General features: G+C 30.6%; 16 protein-coding genes and 1 pseudogene. 3 read left to right on the top strand and 14 right to left on the bottom strand.

What is annotated here, in order from left to right; translation table 11 throughout:
- From H8R92_RS13605 to H8R92_RS08435, 12 genes and pseudogenes are all read right to left on the bottom strand, one after another.
- A pseudogene (locus tag H8R92_RS13605) lies at positions 1–138 on the bottom strand (recombinase family protein); the annotation flags it as partial.
- A 270-nt stretch (positions 139–408) separates the two neighbouring features.
- Positions 409–1,050: a V-type ATP synthase subunit D gene (locus H8R92_RS08385; protein ID WP_022211221.1), complete on the bottom strand. Its 642-nt coding sequence runs from the start codon at positions 1,048–1,050 to the stop codon at positions 409–411.
- 3 nt (positions 1,051–1,053) lie between these two features.
- A complete protein-coding gene (locus H8R92_RS08390; RefSeq protein ID WP_022211220.1) occupies positions 1,054–2,436 on the bottom strand; it encodes a V-type ATP synthase subunit B in 1,383 nt (460 codons plus the stop codon).
- Positions 2,429–4,204: a V-type ATP synthase subunit A gene (locus H8R92_RS08395; RefSeq protein WP_022211219.1), complete on the bottom strand. Its 1,776-nt coding sequence runs from the start codon at positions 4,202–4,204 to the stop codon at positions 2,429–2,431. Before H8R92_RS08395 ends, H8R92_RS08390 begins: the two co-directional genes overlap by 8 nt.
- A gap of 17 nt (positions 4,205–4,221) precedes the next feature.
- Positions 4,222–4,533 carry a V-type ATP synthase subunit F gene (locus H8R92_RS08400; protein WP_186835193.1) on the bottom strand — a complete coding sequence of 104 codons (312 nt, stop codon included), beginning with the start codon at positions 4,531–4,533 and terminating at the stop codon, positions 4,222–4,224.
- A complete protein-coding gene (locus H8R92_RS08405) occupies positions 4,526–5,527 on the bottom strand; it encodes a V-type ATP synthase subunit C (RefSeq protein WP_186835194.1) in 1,002 nt (333 codons plus the stop codon). The genes H8R92_RS08400 and H8R92_RS08405 overlap by 8 nt, the downstream gene beginning before the upstream one ends.
- An 11-nt stretch (positions 5,528–5,538) precedes the next feature.
- The gene (locus tag H8R92_RS08410) at positions 5,539–6,135 is read right to left on the bottom strand and encodes a V-type ATP synthase subunit E (protein ID WP_186835195.1); all 597 of its coding nucleotides are present in this window, start codon (positions 6,133–6,135) and stop codon (positions 5,539–5,541) included.
- A gap of 17 nt (positions 6,136–6,152) precedes the next feature.
- Complete coding sequence (locus tag H8R92_RS08415) at positions 6,153–6,641, bottom strand: V-type ATP synthase subunit K (protein ID WP_022211215.1); 489 nt, start codon at positions 6,639–6,641, stop codon at positions 6,153–6,155.
- A gap of 12 nt (positions 6,642–6,653) precedes the next feature.
- Positions 6,654–8,606: a V-type ATP synthase subunit I gene (locus tag H8R92_RS08420; protein WP_022211214.1), complete on the bottom strand. Its 1,953-nt coding sequence runs from the start codon at positions 8,604–8,606 to the stop codon at positions 6,654–6,656.
- Positions 8,593–8,919, bottom strand: a complete 327-nt coding sequence (gene ahaH / locus H8R92_RS08425) for an ATP synthase archaeal subunit H (protein WP_186835196.1) — start codon at positions 8,917–8,919, stop codon at positions 8,593–8,595. Before ahaH ends, H8R92_RS08420 begins: the two co-directional genes overlap by 14 nt.
- Before the next feature lie 416 nt (positions 8,920–9,335).
- Complete coding sequence (locus H8R92_RS08430) at positions 9,336–9,851, bottom strand: class I SAM-dependent methyltransferase (protein WP_186835197.1); 516 nt, start codon at positions 9,849–9,851, stop codon at positions 9,336–9,338.
- A gap of 97 nt (positions 9,852–9,948) precedes the next feature.
- Entirely contained in the window at positions 9,949–11,232 is a 1,284-nt protein-coding gene (locus tag H8R92_RS08435) for a PQQ-dependent sugar dehydrogenase family protein (RefSeq protein ID WP_186835198.1), read from the bottom strand.
- A 182-nt stretch (positions 11,233–11,414) separates the two neighbouring features.
- Between H8R92_RS08435 and H8R92_RS08440 the strand changes: the two genes are divergently transcribed.
- From H8R92_RS08440 to H8R92_RS08450, 3 genes are all read left to right on the top strand, one after another.
- Entirely contained in the window at positions 11,415–12,236 is an 822-nt protein-coding gene (locus tag H8R92_RS08440; RefSeq protein WP_186835199.1) for an undecaprenyl-diphosphate phosphatase, read from the top strand.
- 178 nt (positions 12,237–12,414) lie between these two features.
- Positions 12,415–13,914: a stage V sporulation protein B gene (gene spoVB / locus H8R92_RS08445; RefSeq protein WP_186835200.1), complete on the top strand. Its 1,500-nt coding sequence runs from the start codon at positions 12,415–12,417 to the stop codon at positions 13,912–13,914.
- 127 nt (positions 13,915–14,041) lie between these two features.
- The gene (locus tag H8R92_RS08450) at positions 14,042–14,224 is read left to right on the top strand and encodes an alpha/beta-type small acid-soluble spore protein (RefSeq protein WP_022211208.1); all 183 of its coding nucleotides are present in this window, start codon (positions 14,042–14,044) and stop codon (positions 14,222–14,224) included.
- Positions 14,225–14,275: 51 nt separating this feature from the next.
- Here the strand turns inward: H8R92_RS08450 and H8R92_RS08455 are convergent, their stop codons facing one another.
- Positions 14,276–15,604, bottom strand: a complete 1,329-nt coding sequence (locus H8R92_RS08455; RefSeq protein ID WP_186835201.1) for an extracellular solute-binding protein — start codon at positions 15,602–15,604, stop codon at positions 14,276–14,278.
- 71 nt (positions 15,605–15,675) lie between these two features.
- Complete coding sequence (locus H8R92_RS08460) at positions 15,676–16,500, bottom strand: carbohydrate ABC transporter permease (protein WP_186835202.1); 825 nt, start codon at positions 16,498–16,500, stop codon at positions 15,676–15,678.
- Between the last annotated feature and the right edge of the window lie 8 nt (positions 16,501–16,508).

Consider the following 16,508-nt stretch of genomic DNA (forward strand, 5'->3'; position numbering starts at 1 on the left):
ACGATTGTAATTCAATCCACTACCTATATCCTCAATTGTTTCATCTACTATTATCCCTTTTGAAGATGTAAAGTTTAAAAGAAATTCTATCTGATTTTTCAAATCATCTTTTTGCCCATTAGTAGAAACTCTAGTATAGTTCATTAATATCACTCCTTGAGTATATATTAGAACTTTTAAACACGTTTATCAACATTTTTATTAACTATAGTTTTCTCCTTATATGTATTGTATGTGAACTACTCCCACTTTAGAGTTTTGGAGCATTTTGCACACTTAAGTTAAGTTTCACTTTAAATATCTATTAGATTATACTATCTTTCGTGGCTTTTATCAAATATCAGTATTTTTTATTTAAATATGCAAAAAGGCAGAGCTTATAATAGCTCTACCTTTTCTTATTGAAAACTAGTTTTTAGCATCAATCATTGCTTTAACCTTCATAAGTCTTGTTAAAGCACCTCTTTCATTTTCATCAAGTTTCATTCTAATAAACTTAATAGTTTCTTGTAATTGAGGAATTGTCATATACTCAAGAGCATTAACTCTTCTTCTAGTTTTCTCTATTTCATCAGCCATTAGCTGAGTTGATTTTTCCACTTCTGCAAGCTCAAGCAATTTAGGGAATATTGAATATAGCTTCGTAATTGCATCATCAAGCTCTGAAGATGTATTTGCAAAACCATATGGGAATATACCGCCTTCATCATCTTGAAGCTGTCTGTGAAATTCCATTTTTGGAACATTAACGCTCATTACGTTTTTTACTCCTACTTCAACAGAAATGCTATCTTTAGGATAGGCAACTGCTTCCTCTAAAAATTCTGTACTCATTACAGCGCTTGCCATAACGAAATCTTTAAAAGAACCTTCTAATTCTGCTTCCACTTCTTTTCTAAGCTGATTGTTATATTTAACAAGACCTATAAATTGTCTCATTAATTCATCTTGCTTATCCTTTAAAAGCTTATGGCTTCTTGTAGATGTTGCTAATCTCTTTTTAAGCTTAGTCAGCTCCATTCTAGTAGGATTGACATTTAATTTTGCCATATTCTACTCTTCCTCTCCCTTAGGCATATACTTTTCAAGATATTCATCTCTAATTCTCTTAAGCTCTGTTCTTGGAAGTATCTTTAATAACTTCCATCCTAAGTTTAATGTTTCTTCAATAGATCTATTTGTATTAAACCCTTGAGAAACATATTCTTTTTCAAAGGCTTCAGCAAATTTAGCAAATTTCTTATCTGCATCTGATAAAGCTGATTCACCTAAGATTGCTGATAATTCTTTAGCTTGCTTACCTTGAGCATAAGCTGAGAATAATTGGTTCATTGTATCAGCATGATCTTCTCTTGTCTTACCTTTACCAATACCTTTATCTTTAAGTCTTGATAATGATGGTAAAACATCTATTGGAGGCATAACACCTTTCTTATATAATTCTTTAGAAAGGATTATTTGTCCTTCTGTAATGTATCCTGTTAAGTCAGGAATTGGGTGAGTCTTATCTTCTTCTGGCATTGTAAGTATTGGAATTTGAGTGATTGATCCACCTCTTCCAGTGATTCTTCCTGCTCTTTCATATAATGTAGAAAGGTCAGTATATAGGTATCCTGGATATCCTCTTCTACCTGGAACTTCTTTTCTTGCTGCAGATACTTCTCTTAATGCTTCTGCATAGTTAGTGATATCTGTCATAATAACAAGAACGTGCATATCTTTTTCATATGCTAAATATTCAGCAGCTGTTAATGCCATTCTTGGTGTAGAAATTCTTTCAATAGCTGGGTCAGATGCTAAGTTCATAAATAATACTGCATTATCTATAGCACCAGTCTTCTTGAATTCATCAACGAAGAATTGTGATTCTTCAAATGTTATACCGATAGCAGCAAATACAACGGCAAAGTTAGTATCTGAATTTAAAACTTTTGCTTGTCTTGCTATTTGTGCAGCTAATTCTGCATGTGGAAGACCTGATGCAGAGAATACAGGAAGCTTTTGTCCTCTAACTAAAGTGTTTAACCCATCGATAGCTGAAATTCCTGTTTGAATAAACTCAGCTGGGAAGTCTCTTGATACTGGATTAATAGCTTCACCATTGATATCTTTATATGCTTCTGGTATTATTTTTGGACCATTGTCTATTGGGTGACCCATACCATCGAATATTCTTCCTATCATATCTTCAGAAACACCAAGCTCTAATGATCTTCCTAAGAATTTGGCTTTTGTTCCTTTTAAGTTAATTCCTGATGATCCTTCATATAACTGAACTACTGCTCTAGTTCCGTTAACTTCTAGAACCTTACCTCTTCTTTTTTCACCAGTTTGTATTTCAACTTCAACTAGCTCATCGTATTTTACACCGCTAACTCCTTCAACAACCATTAAAGGACCTACAACTTCAGTTACAGTTCTATATTCCTTAAGCATTCAGAACTCCTCCTTTGCTTATTAATTCGTCTATAGCAGATTTAACTTCTACAGCTATTTCATCAGTTCTGCTTATATTTTTTTCTTCTATATATTTTGCTCTAGCAACTTTATCTCTAACTTCTAAGTTTAAGATATCATTTAAATATACACCTGCTTCAAGAGCTCTTTCTGCTTCTTTCTTGAAAAGAATTACTAACTTAAGCATTCTATATTGCTTTTCAAGTGAAGTATAAGTATCTACTTCGTGGAAACTGTTTTGTTGTAAGTAATCTTCTCTAATAGATTTAGCAACTTCAAGTTTTAATCTATCTTGAGCTGATAAAGCATCAATACCGATTAATCTTACGATTTCTTCTAAGCTTGCTTCTTCTTGTAATAAAGCCATAGCTTCCATTCTTAATTCTGACCAGTCTGGAGCAACTTCTCTGTTAAAGTAAGTATCAACTGTATCTGCATATAATGAATAAGAAGATAACCAGTTGATTGCTGGGAAGTGTCTCTTATATGCAAGTTGAGCATCTAATCCCCAGAATACTTTTACTATTCTTAATGTTGATTGAGTAACTGGCTCAGATATATCTCCACCTGGAGGAGAAACGGCACCGATAGCTGTAACAGCTCCTTCTCTACCATCTTTACCTAAACAGATAACTCTACCAGCTCTTTCATAGTATTCAGCAAGTCTTGATCCTAAGTATGCTGGATATCCTTCATCACCTGGCATTTCTTCAAGTCTACCAGACATTTCTCTAAGTGCTTCTGCCCATCTTGAAGTTGAGTCAGCCATGATTGATACTGAGTAACCCATATCTCTAAAGTATTCAGCAATTGTTATACCAGTGTAAATTGATGCTTCTCTGGCAGCAACTGGCATGTTAGATGTATTTGCTATAAGAACTGTTCTCTTCATCAAACTTTGACCAGTTTTAGGGTCAATTAGTTCAGGGAATTCATTAAGAACGTCTGTCATTTCGTTTCCACGTTCTCCACATCCAACGTAAACAACTATTTCAGCATCTCCCCATTTAGCAATTTGGTGCTGAGTTACTGTTTTACCAGCTCCGAAAGGTCCTGGTACTGCAGCTGCTCCCCCTTTAGTTACAGGGAAGAATGTATCGATAACTCTTTGACCTGTAGTCATTGGAGCATCTGGTTTTAATTTACTTGCAAAAGGTCTACCTTTTCTTGCAGGCCATTTTTGCATTAACGATAACTCTCTATCACCTTTAGCAGTTTCAACAACACATACAGTACTGTCTACTGTGAAGTCTCCGCCTTTTATTGATTTAACTTTACCACTTACTCCGTAAGGAACCATTATTTTGTGTAATACTACAGCAGTTTCTTGAACTGTACCTATTACATCACCTGCTTCTACTTCATCGCCTTCTTTTACAGTTGGAACAAATGTCCAAACTTTTTCTCTATTTAATGCATTAACAGCTATCCCTCTAACTAGGAAAGGAGAATTAGCTGCTTTTTCAAAAGCATCTAATGGTCTTTGTATTCCATCGAACATTGATTCTATTAATCCAGGTCCAAGCTCTAAGCTTAATGGTTCTCCTGTTGTTATAACTGGATCTCCTGTTCCGATACCTGTTGTTTCTTCGTAAACTTGGATAGATGCCTTATCTCCTCTCATTTCGATGATTTCACCGATAAGCTTCTTTTCTCCAACCTTAACTACGTCATATATATTAGCTTCTTCCATTCCTTCAGCTACAACTAAAGGTCCAGAAACTTTAATAATTCTTCCGGTCTTCAATTCTCTAACCTGCCTTCCTATAAAATATTCATACCTACAGCTTTTTCCACACTCTCACTAATTCTCTTAGAACCTATATTTAAAGTTCCTTGATTACTTGGAATTAATATTACAGCAGGAAGCAATTGATTATTATAACGTTCAATAGTTTCTTCTATTGTTACAGCAACTTGTTCTGTAACAAATATAACTGCATAATCATTCATAGCCATCTTATCTACTGCTCTTCTTGCTTCGTCTGCTCCAACTACTGGTGCAACATCTACGCCAAGTGCTTTGAAAGCTAAAACTGAGTCTTTATCACCAACAACTCCAATCTTCTTATACATAACTATCACGCAGCCTTTCTCTAATTACTTCCTCAGCAACATTATTAAGCTTACCAACCATTATAATTCTAATTAATTTAATTTCTGTTTCCTTTGCATATATATAAGAAAGAATTCTTTCTGGTCCAAAGGTAACAAATTTTGAATCCTTCATTAGCGCCATTATATAATTATCGCTTAATTTTTCTAATAGGTTTGCTGAATTTGTAGCTATATACCCTTCTAATCCTTCTCTTACTATCTCTGAGTAAACAGAAAAACTTAACTTAGAAATAATATTCTCTGGTGATTCATTGATTATTGATACTAATGTATCTTTATCTATGTATCCACCTGGAACAATAACTTCTTGAGCAAATTCACGACCCTTACCTTGTTTCTTAATTCTTAGTAAAGTCTTGATATTTGTTGAATCAATCATTGCATTTATTATTTTATCAGTAAAACTGTAGTTTAATGATTTTTTTATTTGAACTAATTCTTCAAACATAAACTTATCTACAATTATATCGATTCTTTGTGGATCTTTTGTTGCCTCAAAATCTTCAACTGCTGCCATAACAGCCTTACCTATATTTCCTCTTAAATCACCAAAGCTATCTGAGTCAATTTTTCTTTTTATTTCATTAACATCATCTTTTCCTAAGTGAATTAGAAGATTAGAAAAATCTTTTCCTAAGAATTTACCTTTTAAAAGAACTTTTACATTATGGTAAATATATTTTGTGCTGAATAAATTTACAATATCTTTTACTGGACATAATTCATATACCAGACTATAAACTCTTTGTAATTCAGCACTTAACATTTCCTCATAATCACTTGCTCTTTTTACATTCCCCATAACATTTGCATACTCAGTTTCACCAAGTATTTTTATAACATCATCTGCATTTGGAGCTTCTATCATTCTTTGGATTTTGGCCTTATCAAGGAGTCTTGTTTCTAATACCCATATTCTTGAAAGAGCTTGGGTAAATTGCATTAAATCCATAGCTTACCTCCTTAATTAAATAACACCTTTGCAACTTCAAATTCTAATTGATCTTTTAATGAATCAACAAGAGATTCAAAGGTATTATTAATTTCTACGCCACCTTTTTCTAATATGAAACCACCTCTAAATGAACCAATAGTTTCACTTATTTTAATTTCACCTTTAAGTCCTTTTGCTTTTAATTCTGTATTAATTTCTGCAACAACTTCTTTTGACACTATTTTGTTACCATCTTCATTTAAGATAAGTGTTTCATCACCATCTATATTTAATGATAAAATAGAATCTTTAATAAATTTAACAAATTCTCTATCATTTAATTTACATAACGTTTCTACACTCTTAGAGAATACTTCTTCAATTACTTCTTGCTTAGCAGCTAATTTTTCATTTCTTGCTTTAAGCTTAGCACCTGAAATTACTCTTTCTTTTTTAGATTTAGCTTCAATTTCAGCTTTTTCTAAAATTTCTTTTTCAAGTTCTTTTGCAGAAGCAACTTTTTTAGAAAGAATCTTATTTTTTTCTTCTTCAGCAGTAGCTAAAATACTTTCCTTTCTTCCTTCAGCATCTCTTAAGATTTTTGAAGTAATATTATTTACTGACATATCCTATATCTCCAATCTTATATCATGTTAACTAACATGAATGATATAACGAATCCTAATAATGCATATGTTTCAACCATTGCTGAAAGTATGATACCTTTTGTGTTGTGTTCTGGCTTCTTAGCTAATATTTGGATACCTGCAGCAGCAACTCTACCTTGAGCGATACCTGAGAATAAACCTGCTATAGCAACTGGTAAACATGCACCGATTAATACTAATCCAGTAGATAAATCCATTCCTGGAGCAAGCTTAGTGTAAGCAACGAAACCAATAACGAAACCATATAAACCTTGAGTACCTGGTAATAATTCTAATACTAACGCCTTACCGAACTTTTCTGGTTCTTCTGTAACTAATCCTGAAGCGGCTTCCCCAACTAAACCAACACCTTTAGCTGAACCTATACCTGCTAAACCAACTGCTAAAGCAACACCAATTGCTCCAAATATCATTCCACCGTTATTATTCATAAAAAATTCTATCCAAGTTTGTACAAATTCCATTTTAATTTCCTCCTAATTTTCCTTTAAATTCATATATTTTTCTGATACTGTAAATGGCTCAAATTGTTTTCCGCCACCTTCGTAGAATTTACCAAAGTATTCTACATATTGTAATCTTGCTGTATGAACATAAGCTCCAAGTAAACTTAATCCTAAGTTAAATATGTGTATTAAAACAAATAATAATGGTATAACTATTATAGCGTACCATCCACTCATTTGAGTAATAAGCATATTGAAAGCTGATGCTATACATCCACCTGATAATCCAAGTGCCATAAGTCTTGAATAAGAAACTAAGTCTCCTACATATCCTGTAATGTTATATAAGTTATATAACCCTTGACCTATTTGCGCACCTTTACTCTTTTCATTTCTACCACCAGAATAAATTATTAAAAGTGCACCAATAACCATACCAGCTATTGCAATGTATTTAACTACTGTTGGCCACCCTAAAAGTATACAACCAGCAAAAATACCTATTGAAACAAGCTCTATTATCCAAGAACCTACATCAACAATGGCATCAAATGATTTACCCATTTTGCAAAGGTATGAGAACTTAATTATAAGTCCAGCAAATATTTGAACAACACCAAATACAATTGATATTGCTAATATTGTAACAACATCTCTTGTTGGAACTAAAAGTCCTGGTATTGGTAAAATATCACCAAAATATGAACCATAAATCATACCAAATATAATTGTAGGTATACTTACAAATAAACCAAATCTTAAGAAATCTGCTGTTTCTTTTTTTAGTTTTAATGATTTAAGTGCTAATAAACATATTAATAACATTGTTAATCCATATCCTGCATCAGCAACCATCATCCCAAAGAATACAAGGTAGAATGGTGTTAAAAACGGAGTTGGATCCCACTCATCATATCTAGGTGTACTATACATTGATGTAACAGATTCAAAAGCAGATACTAGTTTACTATTTCTAAGCTTTACTGGTACCTCTTCAACTTCATCTTCCTTAACATCTTCAAATGTCATATAGTAATCTTCACCTGTAACTTCTTTACAAATTGCACTTAAGGCATTATTGTCTTCAACAGCGCACCATCCTTGAATAGTAACAGTGTTGTTTGTTCTTAAGAAGTTTGTTGATGCTTTTTCTCTAGATACCTTATTGAAGTAATAATCATAAACTAGTTGCATTACCTTAATATCTTCTTCATAAGAAGCTAGTTCTTCCTTCATTAAAAATATCTTTGTCTTTATGTCCTCAATCTTGGCAGATAAATCCATTATTGTTTTTTGAGGAACATCTTTGTAGTCAGTCTTAAATGCACTGAAACCATAATTTCTAATTAAACTTAAAGTTTCATCTGCTTTAGAGCCATCAACTAATATAAGTACATTAGTATCATTACTGTTTCTTGAAACAACTTCTACATAAGCATCTTTTAAAGCAGAGCTTAGCTCTTCTTCATATTGTTTTGCAATACTACCTATGAAATAAGCTGTTTTGTTTAACTCATCTAGATTTTCAAAGGAACAGTCTAGCAATTCCCAAGGTTTTAATATGTCAATTTCCCCTTGAAGTTTAACTATTGAATTTTCAAAATCATGTAATTGTTCTTCTTTTTCTTTTACTTTTTCGTAAATAGCAGGCCAATTTGATTTTTCAACCAATTCTTCTAATTCCTCTACAGATAAGCTTTGCCTATCATCTTGTATTGATTGTAATAAAGACTTTTTAGGCATATAGCTATTCAGAAAATCTAGAGATGATTTAGCTTTTGATAAATTTTCTTCATACTCTGAACTATTTGAATCCACTTCATCTTTTGAAAGTTCTTTTAAAACTTCATTTTTTTCAAGTTTTTCTTCATCTTGAAGATTGATAAACTCAACCTTAGAAAATCCTTGTAACTTACGAAGAAGCTCTTTCTTGTGAGATTCAAAAGTAACCAAAGTGAATTTGTTCATCTTAACTATTGCCATGAATCTTCACTATCCTCTCAACAACTATATTAATAGCATTTTCTTTTAATGTAGGTGATAAATTTCTTATACTTTCTTTTTCTTTCTCACCATTTTCTAAAATAGGCTTTGCTTCAACATTTCCAGCTTCTATAGCTTCTTGTATTAACTTATCAGCCTTTGCTCTAGCATCTTTCACAATACTGTCATATTGTTTTTCAGCTTCACTATGAGCATTCAAAATTAACTCCTTAGACGCCTTATTAGCCTCTGATATCATGTCTTCAGCTTGTAACTCTGCTTTCTTTATCTCGTTAATTGCATCTAATGCCAAAATCTCACCACCTTTTCTCGTATTATATAATCAATATTAATACCTTATATAGTATTGATTACTGTTTTAATTATACACAATTTCATGCTTTTATCAACTTATTTTTATGATTTTTCTTTAAAAAGTTGAATTTATCACTTTAATTTTTGTAAATTAAAACTTAAATTAAGTCATTTCCCATCAATAACCAATGCATATTTATTCCCTCTACTTCTATATTATAATATTTATCGAACATATACTTAACTTTCTTAAGTAAATTTAATTTATTATTGAAAATATACTTTTTATATGTATTAGAAAAAGCCACAACTTGAAGCTTTTTCTTAATTATTTTTTATAATACCCTCTTATATCTATAATTAATAGAAAATACTTTAATTATACATTAATAATCTAATATTTCCATATTGCAATTAATTGTTATAAGTAAAATCTTCATTTTTTCTTGCTTTAATGTAATAAATATCTTCCCATACCTTTTCTTCTTCAATACCAAACTGTCCTGATAAAATCTTTCTAGTTTCTTCAATACTAGATGAAGTCATAGGATTTAAATTTTTAAATTGAAACTCTTTAATTTTTTCTGACGGAAGAATAACTCTTATTTTATTATTAAATAACTTTCCTATTTCCTTATTAATATCCCATATATAAATGCTTCCTCCACTTTTTATGCTTCTACTTATCTTTTGAAGCAACTTTTCTCTTTGATAATCTCCCCAAATATTGCTTAGAGCAAAGAAAATAGTACAATTATCATAACTTCTTTCTTTAAGCAATTCTGAATTTTCCTCTTCGATATAATCAACTGAAACTTCATCATCAATATCTTTGGCTATATTGTATATAACTCCAAAGCTTTCACCTACATCTAGAACATCCCCCTTTATATTAATATGACTTAAATTCAATACTATAGTTTTTCCCATATTATCCCCCTTTATTACACTTTAACAATTTACTATTGATTTTTACTATTATTTTGCTCTTTTATAAATATATTATGTTTACCTACTATTAACTTTTTTATCCTATATTTTTCCCCTTGAATTTTATCATCACAATTAAAACTATAGCTATGATAAATATTATCAGAAATACCCATATAATCTTTGGTAGATTAAAAACTGATAGATTATTTCCGTTTCTCAACTTATATATGCACCCTATACCGCTATCTAAAATATACATGCTGTCTTTATGATATCTTATACTTTTAACCTCACTTCCTTCCGAAAGTCTTATTATTGATTTTGCTACACCTTCACCATTCATGGCATACAATACCTTTTCTTTGTTATCTGCAAATACTATAGTATCTTTACTTAAGCACTTGCCATCTATATCAATAGCCAATCCTTCTAATGCATCAATGGACTTATGTTGATAAATAGGACCATACACCACTTCTGTAGGATGGTTTTTTATTATAAATGTATTAGCTTCCTTTCCTTTTATAAATCTTGGTGAAGTAACAGGATCGCCTCCACTGAAATCTGGCCACCCATACCAGCTCTTTTCTTTTATACTATAGATATAATCTTTATCACCTTCTAAAGGTCTATCTCCCGAATTTTCAATACCTCCTACTATAGCAATTATTTTACCATCACTGGTAACACTATACCCTTTAACATTCCTTATACCTGTAGCATATGTAGCTATTTCATCATCCATAAGGTTACATGATATTATACTTGCATTGCTAAATTTCCCCTCATTTATGGTTGAATCCTCCTGCACCGACTCTGAATAATTACAGAATCCTGAAGTTCCACTGTTACCATATTTCCTACCTGATAGAGTCCAATGAAATGATGGTATATCCACTTTCCCATCTGGACTATCTACTACTCCACTATTGGTGTTGCTACCTATAGATGCGTATAAAACATCTCCTTTAACTAAAAGCTTAATTTCTTTATTAATTCCGTTATTAGGAATATTATTAACTATATCACTAAAAGTTCCATTATCTAAATCATATTTTATAATAGAATTTCCACTAGATATTATTAGATAATTTTTATATACCACAATATCATATATTTTTAATGCATCATTACTAAATAATCTTTCTACCTTATTATCCTCATTTATTCTTTCCACTGAATTATCATAGGCAACATATATATTTCCATCATTATCAAAATCAAAGGAAACGGCATTTAAACAATCTTTATTATTAATTGTCCACTGGATATCATCATATACTATATTAAGTTTGTATTTATCATCTAAATTATATATACCAAAGGATATGGCTACAATGACTACACTAACTATGAAAAAACTTATAACCTTCTTCATTTCACCCCTCCCATTACTAAATTTATATTTTGTAATTTATAAAATATTCCCATTTAAAGTATACAAAAATGATTAGTACATGCTCTATATTATATATAAAGAAGTTTTTTTATATTTATCATAATCTTTTTAGATAAATATATATTTAACTTATAATATATCTATATATTAGGAGGTTTTTTATGTATTATATTGAAATACTTAAAGCTATATTTCTTGGGATAATCCAAGGAATAACAGAATGGCTACCTATTAGTAGTACAGGTCATATGATTTTAGTAGATCAATTTATCAAACTTAATTTTTCAACTGAATATATTAATACATTTTTAGTAGTTGTGCAGCTAGGCTCCATTTTAGCTGTGGTGATATTATATTTTAATAAGTTAAATCCTTTCTCCCATAGTAAAAATATGCAAGAAAAACAAGAAGCTTGGAATTTATGGATTAAAGTATTAATTGCCGTTATTCCCTCTGGTGTTGTAGGCATATTATTTGAAGATAAAATAGATGAGCTTTTTTTTAATCCTACTACTGTATCTATAACTTTAATTATTTATGGAGTTATCTTTATTTTTCTTGAAAATAGAGATAAAAGACCTACTATCAGTACTTTTTCCGATTTAAGCTACAAAACAGCCTTTGGCATTGGTATTTTCCAAATACTAGCTTTGATACCTGGAACATCTCGTTCAGGAGCTACTATTATAGGTGCTACCCTTATTGGTGCCTCTCGTTTCATAGCTGCTGAATTTTCCTTTTTCCTAGCAATTCCCACCATGTTTGGTGCAAGTGCTTTGAAACTTATAAAAACCGGCTTTCAATTCAATGCTTTTCAGTGGCTAATTTTGCTTATAGGCTCCTTTGTATCATTTATTGTTTCAATATTTGCCATAAAATTTCTTATGGACTATATTAAAAAACATAATTTTAAGTCATTTGGTTATTATAGAATAGTTTTAGGATTATTAGTTCTATTATACTTTTACGTAATAGTAATCTAATTTCTTTAAAAAGTGTAGTAAAACTGCACTTTTTTTATATAAATTCTTAAAAACAATATGTATTCATATTTCCTATATTTTTAGAATAGATATTATTAGTTACGTAAGCATTACTTAATTTTACAGTACTTTTACCATTAATTCTATCATTGTCATCTTTACTTAAAGGAGTGATAACATGGAAAAAGATAATTTTTTTAAAAATTCTTTCTTTTTAACTGCTTCAAATATAAGTACAGGTCTTCTTGGATTTATTTTTTCCATTTATCTTTCTAAGCTAATTGGTGCTGAAGGAATTGGTCTTTATGGAATAATAATGCCTATATATAATTTATTTATCTGTCTTATGACCGCTGGAATCATAGCTGCTATTTCAAAGCTTTCAGCCATATATACATCTAATGGAGAAACAAATAATCTTTTTAAAACTATTGATTCTGTTGCTATCTTTAATATCATATGGTCTTTGTTCATTGGTGTCTTTGTATTTTTTCTGGCACCATACATAAGTAGATATGGAGTTAAAGATCTTAGAACACTTAACGCCATCAGAGTAACTTGCCCGGCTATGGTGTTTATATCTCTATCCAATATCCTAAAGGGCTATTTTTATGGGACTTCCAAAATAACTGCTCCTGCCCTTATAGATATTTTAGAAAAAGCTATGAGAATTATTACCATTTCTCTGTTAGTATATATGTTTAAGACAAAAACATTATCTAGTTTAGTTACTTTAGCATTTGTTTCTTTAGCCATAGGAGAATTACAGAGCCTTATATTACTTTATGTTTATTATAGACATGTAATTAAATCTATTCCCATTTCCAATGCACCTACAGAAAGCAGAGGTCAATTATTATTTAATGTTTTTGTAATTTCTATTCCATTATGTATTAATGGGTTTTTAACAAATATTTTCTCAACCATTGCAACCTTGATAATTCCTAGAAGACTGGTGGCTGCTGGATTTGAATACTCTATAGCCTTATCTATGATAGGCCGCTTTGTTGGAATGTCACTGACAATTGTCACTTTTCCTATAATTGTGGTAAATTCAATAAATATGTTACTTGTACCAGATTTATCAGAAAGTCTTAGCAGAGGGGAATATTATAACGCCTCAATGCGAATCAAAAAAGTGCTGAAGATAGCCTTCCTCTTAGGAATGGCTACAATGATAATTTGTCAACTTATTCCTAATGATTTAGGAATATTATTTTATAACCGCAATGACTTAGGTCTGTACATTAAAGCTTGTTCAATTGCTGCACCTATTCTTTTTCCTGCTAATACTATGTTCGGTATTCTCAATGGTTTAAATAAACAAGGTATAATACTTAGGAATTCTCTTATAACTTCTTCATTTGAATTAGTAATGCTTTTTTGCCTAACTAGCATTCCTAATATTAACATATTTTCCTATGCAATCACTGTATTCTTTTCATCTATCCTCAGCTTCACTATAAACATCATGGAGATAAGAAAACATATAGATTTAAATTTATCTAAAATGAACATATTAATTTTTTCGCTTTTAGGAATTTTAATATTTTTATTTTTTAGAATAATACTAAGTATTATTCAAACTTATTCAGCTTTAATAAAAGTCTTAGTTACAGTTATTGGAGTCTTTGTAATCTTTGCTTACTTAAGTACTTTCGGCTTAGAAGACGATTAAAGTAGGCTCTATTTTTTTCCTTTGTTGGTTACTATTTTATAGGTTATTAAATATCACTTTGCATATAATAATACTGCAAAGCAAATTAATGCTTTGACAAAACTTCACTGATAGAGGAGGATCATTTATGACACAAAAATTAGTACCTGAAGCAAAAAACGGTTTAGCTAAATTTAGAAATCAAGTTGCAACTGAAATGGGAGTTCCATTTTCAGATTACAATGGAAATTTAAGTTCAAAACAATGCGGTAGTGTTGGCGGAGAAATGGTTAAGAGAATGGTCCAACAATATGAAGAAGGAATAAAATAAAAACTGAATATTACACAAATTAGAGATAGGATTTAATTCCTATCTCTATTGTTATTGCCTTTGAATTGAAGTTTCAACTTGTGATGTAGTGTCCTTTATAAAGGTTTCTATATCTGATATACCGCCATTTACATATGATTCATATTTTTCCTGAATTATATTTCTTGCAGATTGAGCATTATTAATTGCTGGAGTATAATAAGCATAATTTAATTCTTCTTTAGCCACTGGATATACCTTTCCATATATACTTTCAGTATTATTTAACACATTTTTCATTGTAATGGTTTCTTCAGCTGAATATCTTACTGGAAGATAGCCAGTAGCTACAGCAAACTGTGCTGTATTTTCTGTGTTTGTAGCATATTTAATAAATTCATATGCTGCATATTTTTGTTGCGCTGTGGTATCATTAGTTACAAATAAAGATGCACCTTGCTGAATAACTGCTTTAGATTTAGCTTCAAACTTTGGCACCTCACTAATACCTAAAACAAATGCACCATTAGTCTGTATATGTGATGCTCCTGCTGTTGAGCCTTGATACATAAGTAATTTTTCATTGGAAAATGGCCCTGATAAATAAGTGTCTTCACCTGGTGTTCTAAAATATCCCTTTTCAGTATTATCTTTATAATACTGCATAAATTCTTTAACCCATTCATTATCAACATTAATAGTTCCATCTAATTCAATAAAGTCTTTTCCATCCATTTTTAATGTTGAAATAAAAGCATTAGACCCTGAATCAAAACCAAAACCAGGAATATCTAATTCTTCTTTACTCTTCTTGCATATCTCTGTAAGTTTTTCCATGGTTAAATTATTCAAATCATTCATTGTGTATCCTAAAGTACCTAACAATGTTTCATTGACATAAAGAACTTCTGTTGATTTAGTTAGTGGTATACCATAAATGCTTCCATCATTCCACTGTGATACTTCATCAATAAAAGTTTTAATAAAATCATTATTAATTTCATCTTTCATACCAATTTTATCATTATTGATGTATGGAGTTAAATCAATTATTTTCCCATCTTGAATTAATCCTGTTGCTAAATCTGGATATATATTGATAATTGCTGGCAAGGAATTAGATTGAGCTGCTGCTACAACCTTTTTATTTAAATCTGTTATATTTCCTTGATTTACAGCAGTAACAGTAATTCCTTTACCATTAGTACTATTGAAATCGTCAATAATACTCTGTAGTACTTCCCCTTGACTTCCTGTTAGGTAATGCCACAGTTCAATAGAAACTGGTTCATTCACCTCTATAATAATTTCTTCTGTAGTACTGGTAGTATTTTTACAACCTACAAACAATGCCATTGTTGTCACCACTGTTAGCAATGACGCCAAAAATCTTTTTTTCATTTGCTTCACCTCTAATTTAATATATTTTCTCTATTTATTGTGTGTAACTTTAATTTAAAAATTCATCTAAATTATCCTTTTATTCCACCTATTGATATACCGCTCATAATTTTCTTATGTAAAAAAATATAAATAATCACTATTGGAAGAGTAATTATTGTGGATGCAGCCATTAATAACTCATAGCTATTTCCAGCATCAGATTGAAAAGCTGTAAGTCCATTGGCTACCAATCTCATATCAACACTATTTGTTACTAATAATGGCCATAAAAAAGCATTCCACGAATTTATTCCTACCAGTATACAAATGGTTATTATTGATGGCTTAGCAATTGGTACCAATATACTCCAAAGAAACTTCCAATCACTAGCACCATCAACCTTAGCTGCATAATATAGCTGCTTAGGTACTGTTAAGAAAAACTCTCTCAGCATATATATGTATAAAACATTTGCCATGTAAGGTATAAATAAAGCCCTATATGTATCAATCCAACCTAATTTAGATATTGTTTTAAAATTAGTTACTATAAGAACTTCTCCTGGAATCATCATTGATGCTAAAAAAATTGCAAATATCAAATCTCTACCTTTAAACTCCAAATTAGCAAAAGCAAAAGCTGAAAGAATAGCTATTATTACTGTAAAAATAATACTTAATGCAGTGACAATGATAGTATTAATAAAATATCTCACAAATGGAGCCATTTTAAATGCTATAGTATAATTTTCAAATTTAAGAGATTTAGGTATCAAGCTTGGCGGTATCTGGATTACTTCAAAACTTGTCTTTAAGGAAAAAGCAATCATCCAATAAAAGGGAAATAAAGTGATTATAGCAAATAGCACTAATGCCATATATTTTAAAAAATTCAAAAAATACTTTCTATTCATAAAATAAA

The organism is Clostridium lentum, assembly GCF_014287815.1.
GTDB lineage: Bacteria > Bacillota > Clostridia > Clostridiales > Clostridiaceae > Clostridium > Clostridium lentum.

Excerpts from the sequence above, each read along its gene's own strand:
- H8R92_RS08450 (WP_022211208.1), top strand. The coding sequence starts at position 14,042 with ATGACACAAAAATTAGTACCTGAAGCAAAAAACGGTTTAGCTAAATTT.
- H8R92_RS08435 (WP_186835198.1), bottom strand. The coding sequence starts at position 11,232 with ATGAAGAAGGTTATAAGTTTTTTCATAGTTAGTGTAGTCATTGTAGCC.
- H8R92_RS08410 (WP_186835195.1), bottom strand. The coding sequence starts at position 6,135 with ATGTCAGTAAATAATATTACTTCAAAAATCTTAAGAGATGCTGAAGGA.
- H8R92_RS08405 (WP_186835194.1), bottom strand. The coding sequence starts at position 5,527 with ATGGATTTAATGCAATTTACCCAAGCTCTTTCAAGAATATGGGTATTA.
- spoVB (WP_186835200.1), top strand. The coding sequence starts at position 12,415 with ATGGAAAAAGATAATTTTTTTAAAAATTCTTTCTTTTTAACTGCTTCA.
- H8R92_RS08385 (WP_022211221.1), bottom strand. The coding sequence starts at position 1,050 with ATGGCAAAATTAAATGTCAATCCTACTAGAATGGAGCTGACTAAGCTT.
- H8R92_RS08400 (WP_186835193.1), bottom strand. The coding sequence starts at position 4,533 with ATGTATAAGAAGATTGGAGTTGTTGGTGATAAAGACTCAGTTTTAGCT.
- H8R92_RS08430 (WP_186835197.1), bottom strand. The coding sequence starts at position 9,851 with ATGGGAAAAACTATAGTATTGAATTTAAGTCATATTAATATAAAGGGG.
- H8R92_RS08440 (WP_186835199.1), top strand. The coding sequence starts at position 11,415 with ATGTATTATATTGAAATACTTAAAGCTATATTTCTTGGGATAATCCAA.
- H8R92_RS08415 (WP_022211215.1), bottom strand. The coding sequence starts at position 6,641 with ATGGAATTTGTACAAACTTGGATAGAATTTTTTATGAATAATAACGGT.
- H8R92_RS08455 (WP_186835201.1), bottom strand. The coding sequence starts at position 15,604 with ATGAAAAAAAGATTTTTGGCGTCATTGCTAACAGTGGTGACAACAATG.
- H8R92_RS08390 (WP_022211220.1), bottom strand. The coding sequence starts at position 2,436 with ATGCTTAAGGAATATAGAACTGTAACTGAAGTTGTAGGTCCTTTAATG.
- H8R92_RS08420 (WP_022211214.1), bottom strand. The coding sequence starts at position 8,606 with ATGGCAATAGTTAAGATGAACAAATTCACTTTGGTTACTTTTGAATCT.
- H8R92_RS08460 (WP_186835202.1), bottom strand. The coding sequence starts at position 16,500 with ATGAATAGAAAGTATTTTTTGAATTTTTTAAAATATATGGCATTAGTG.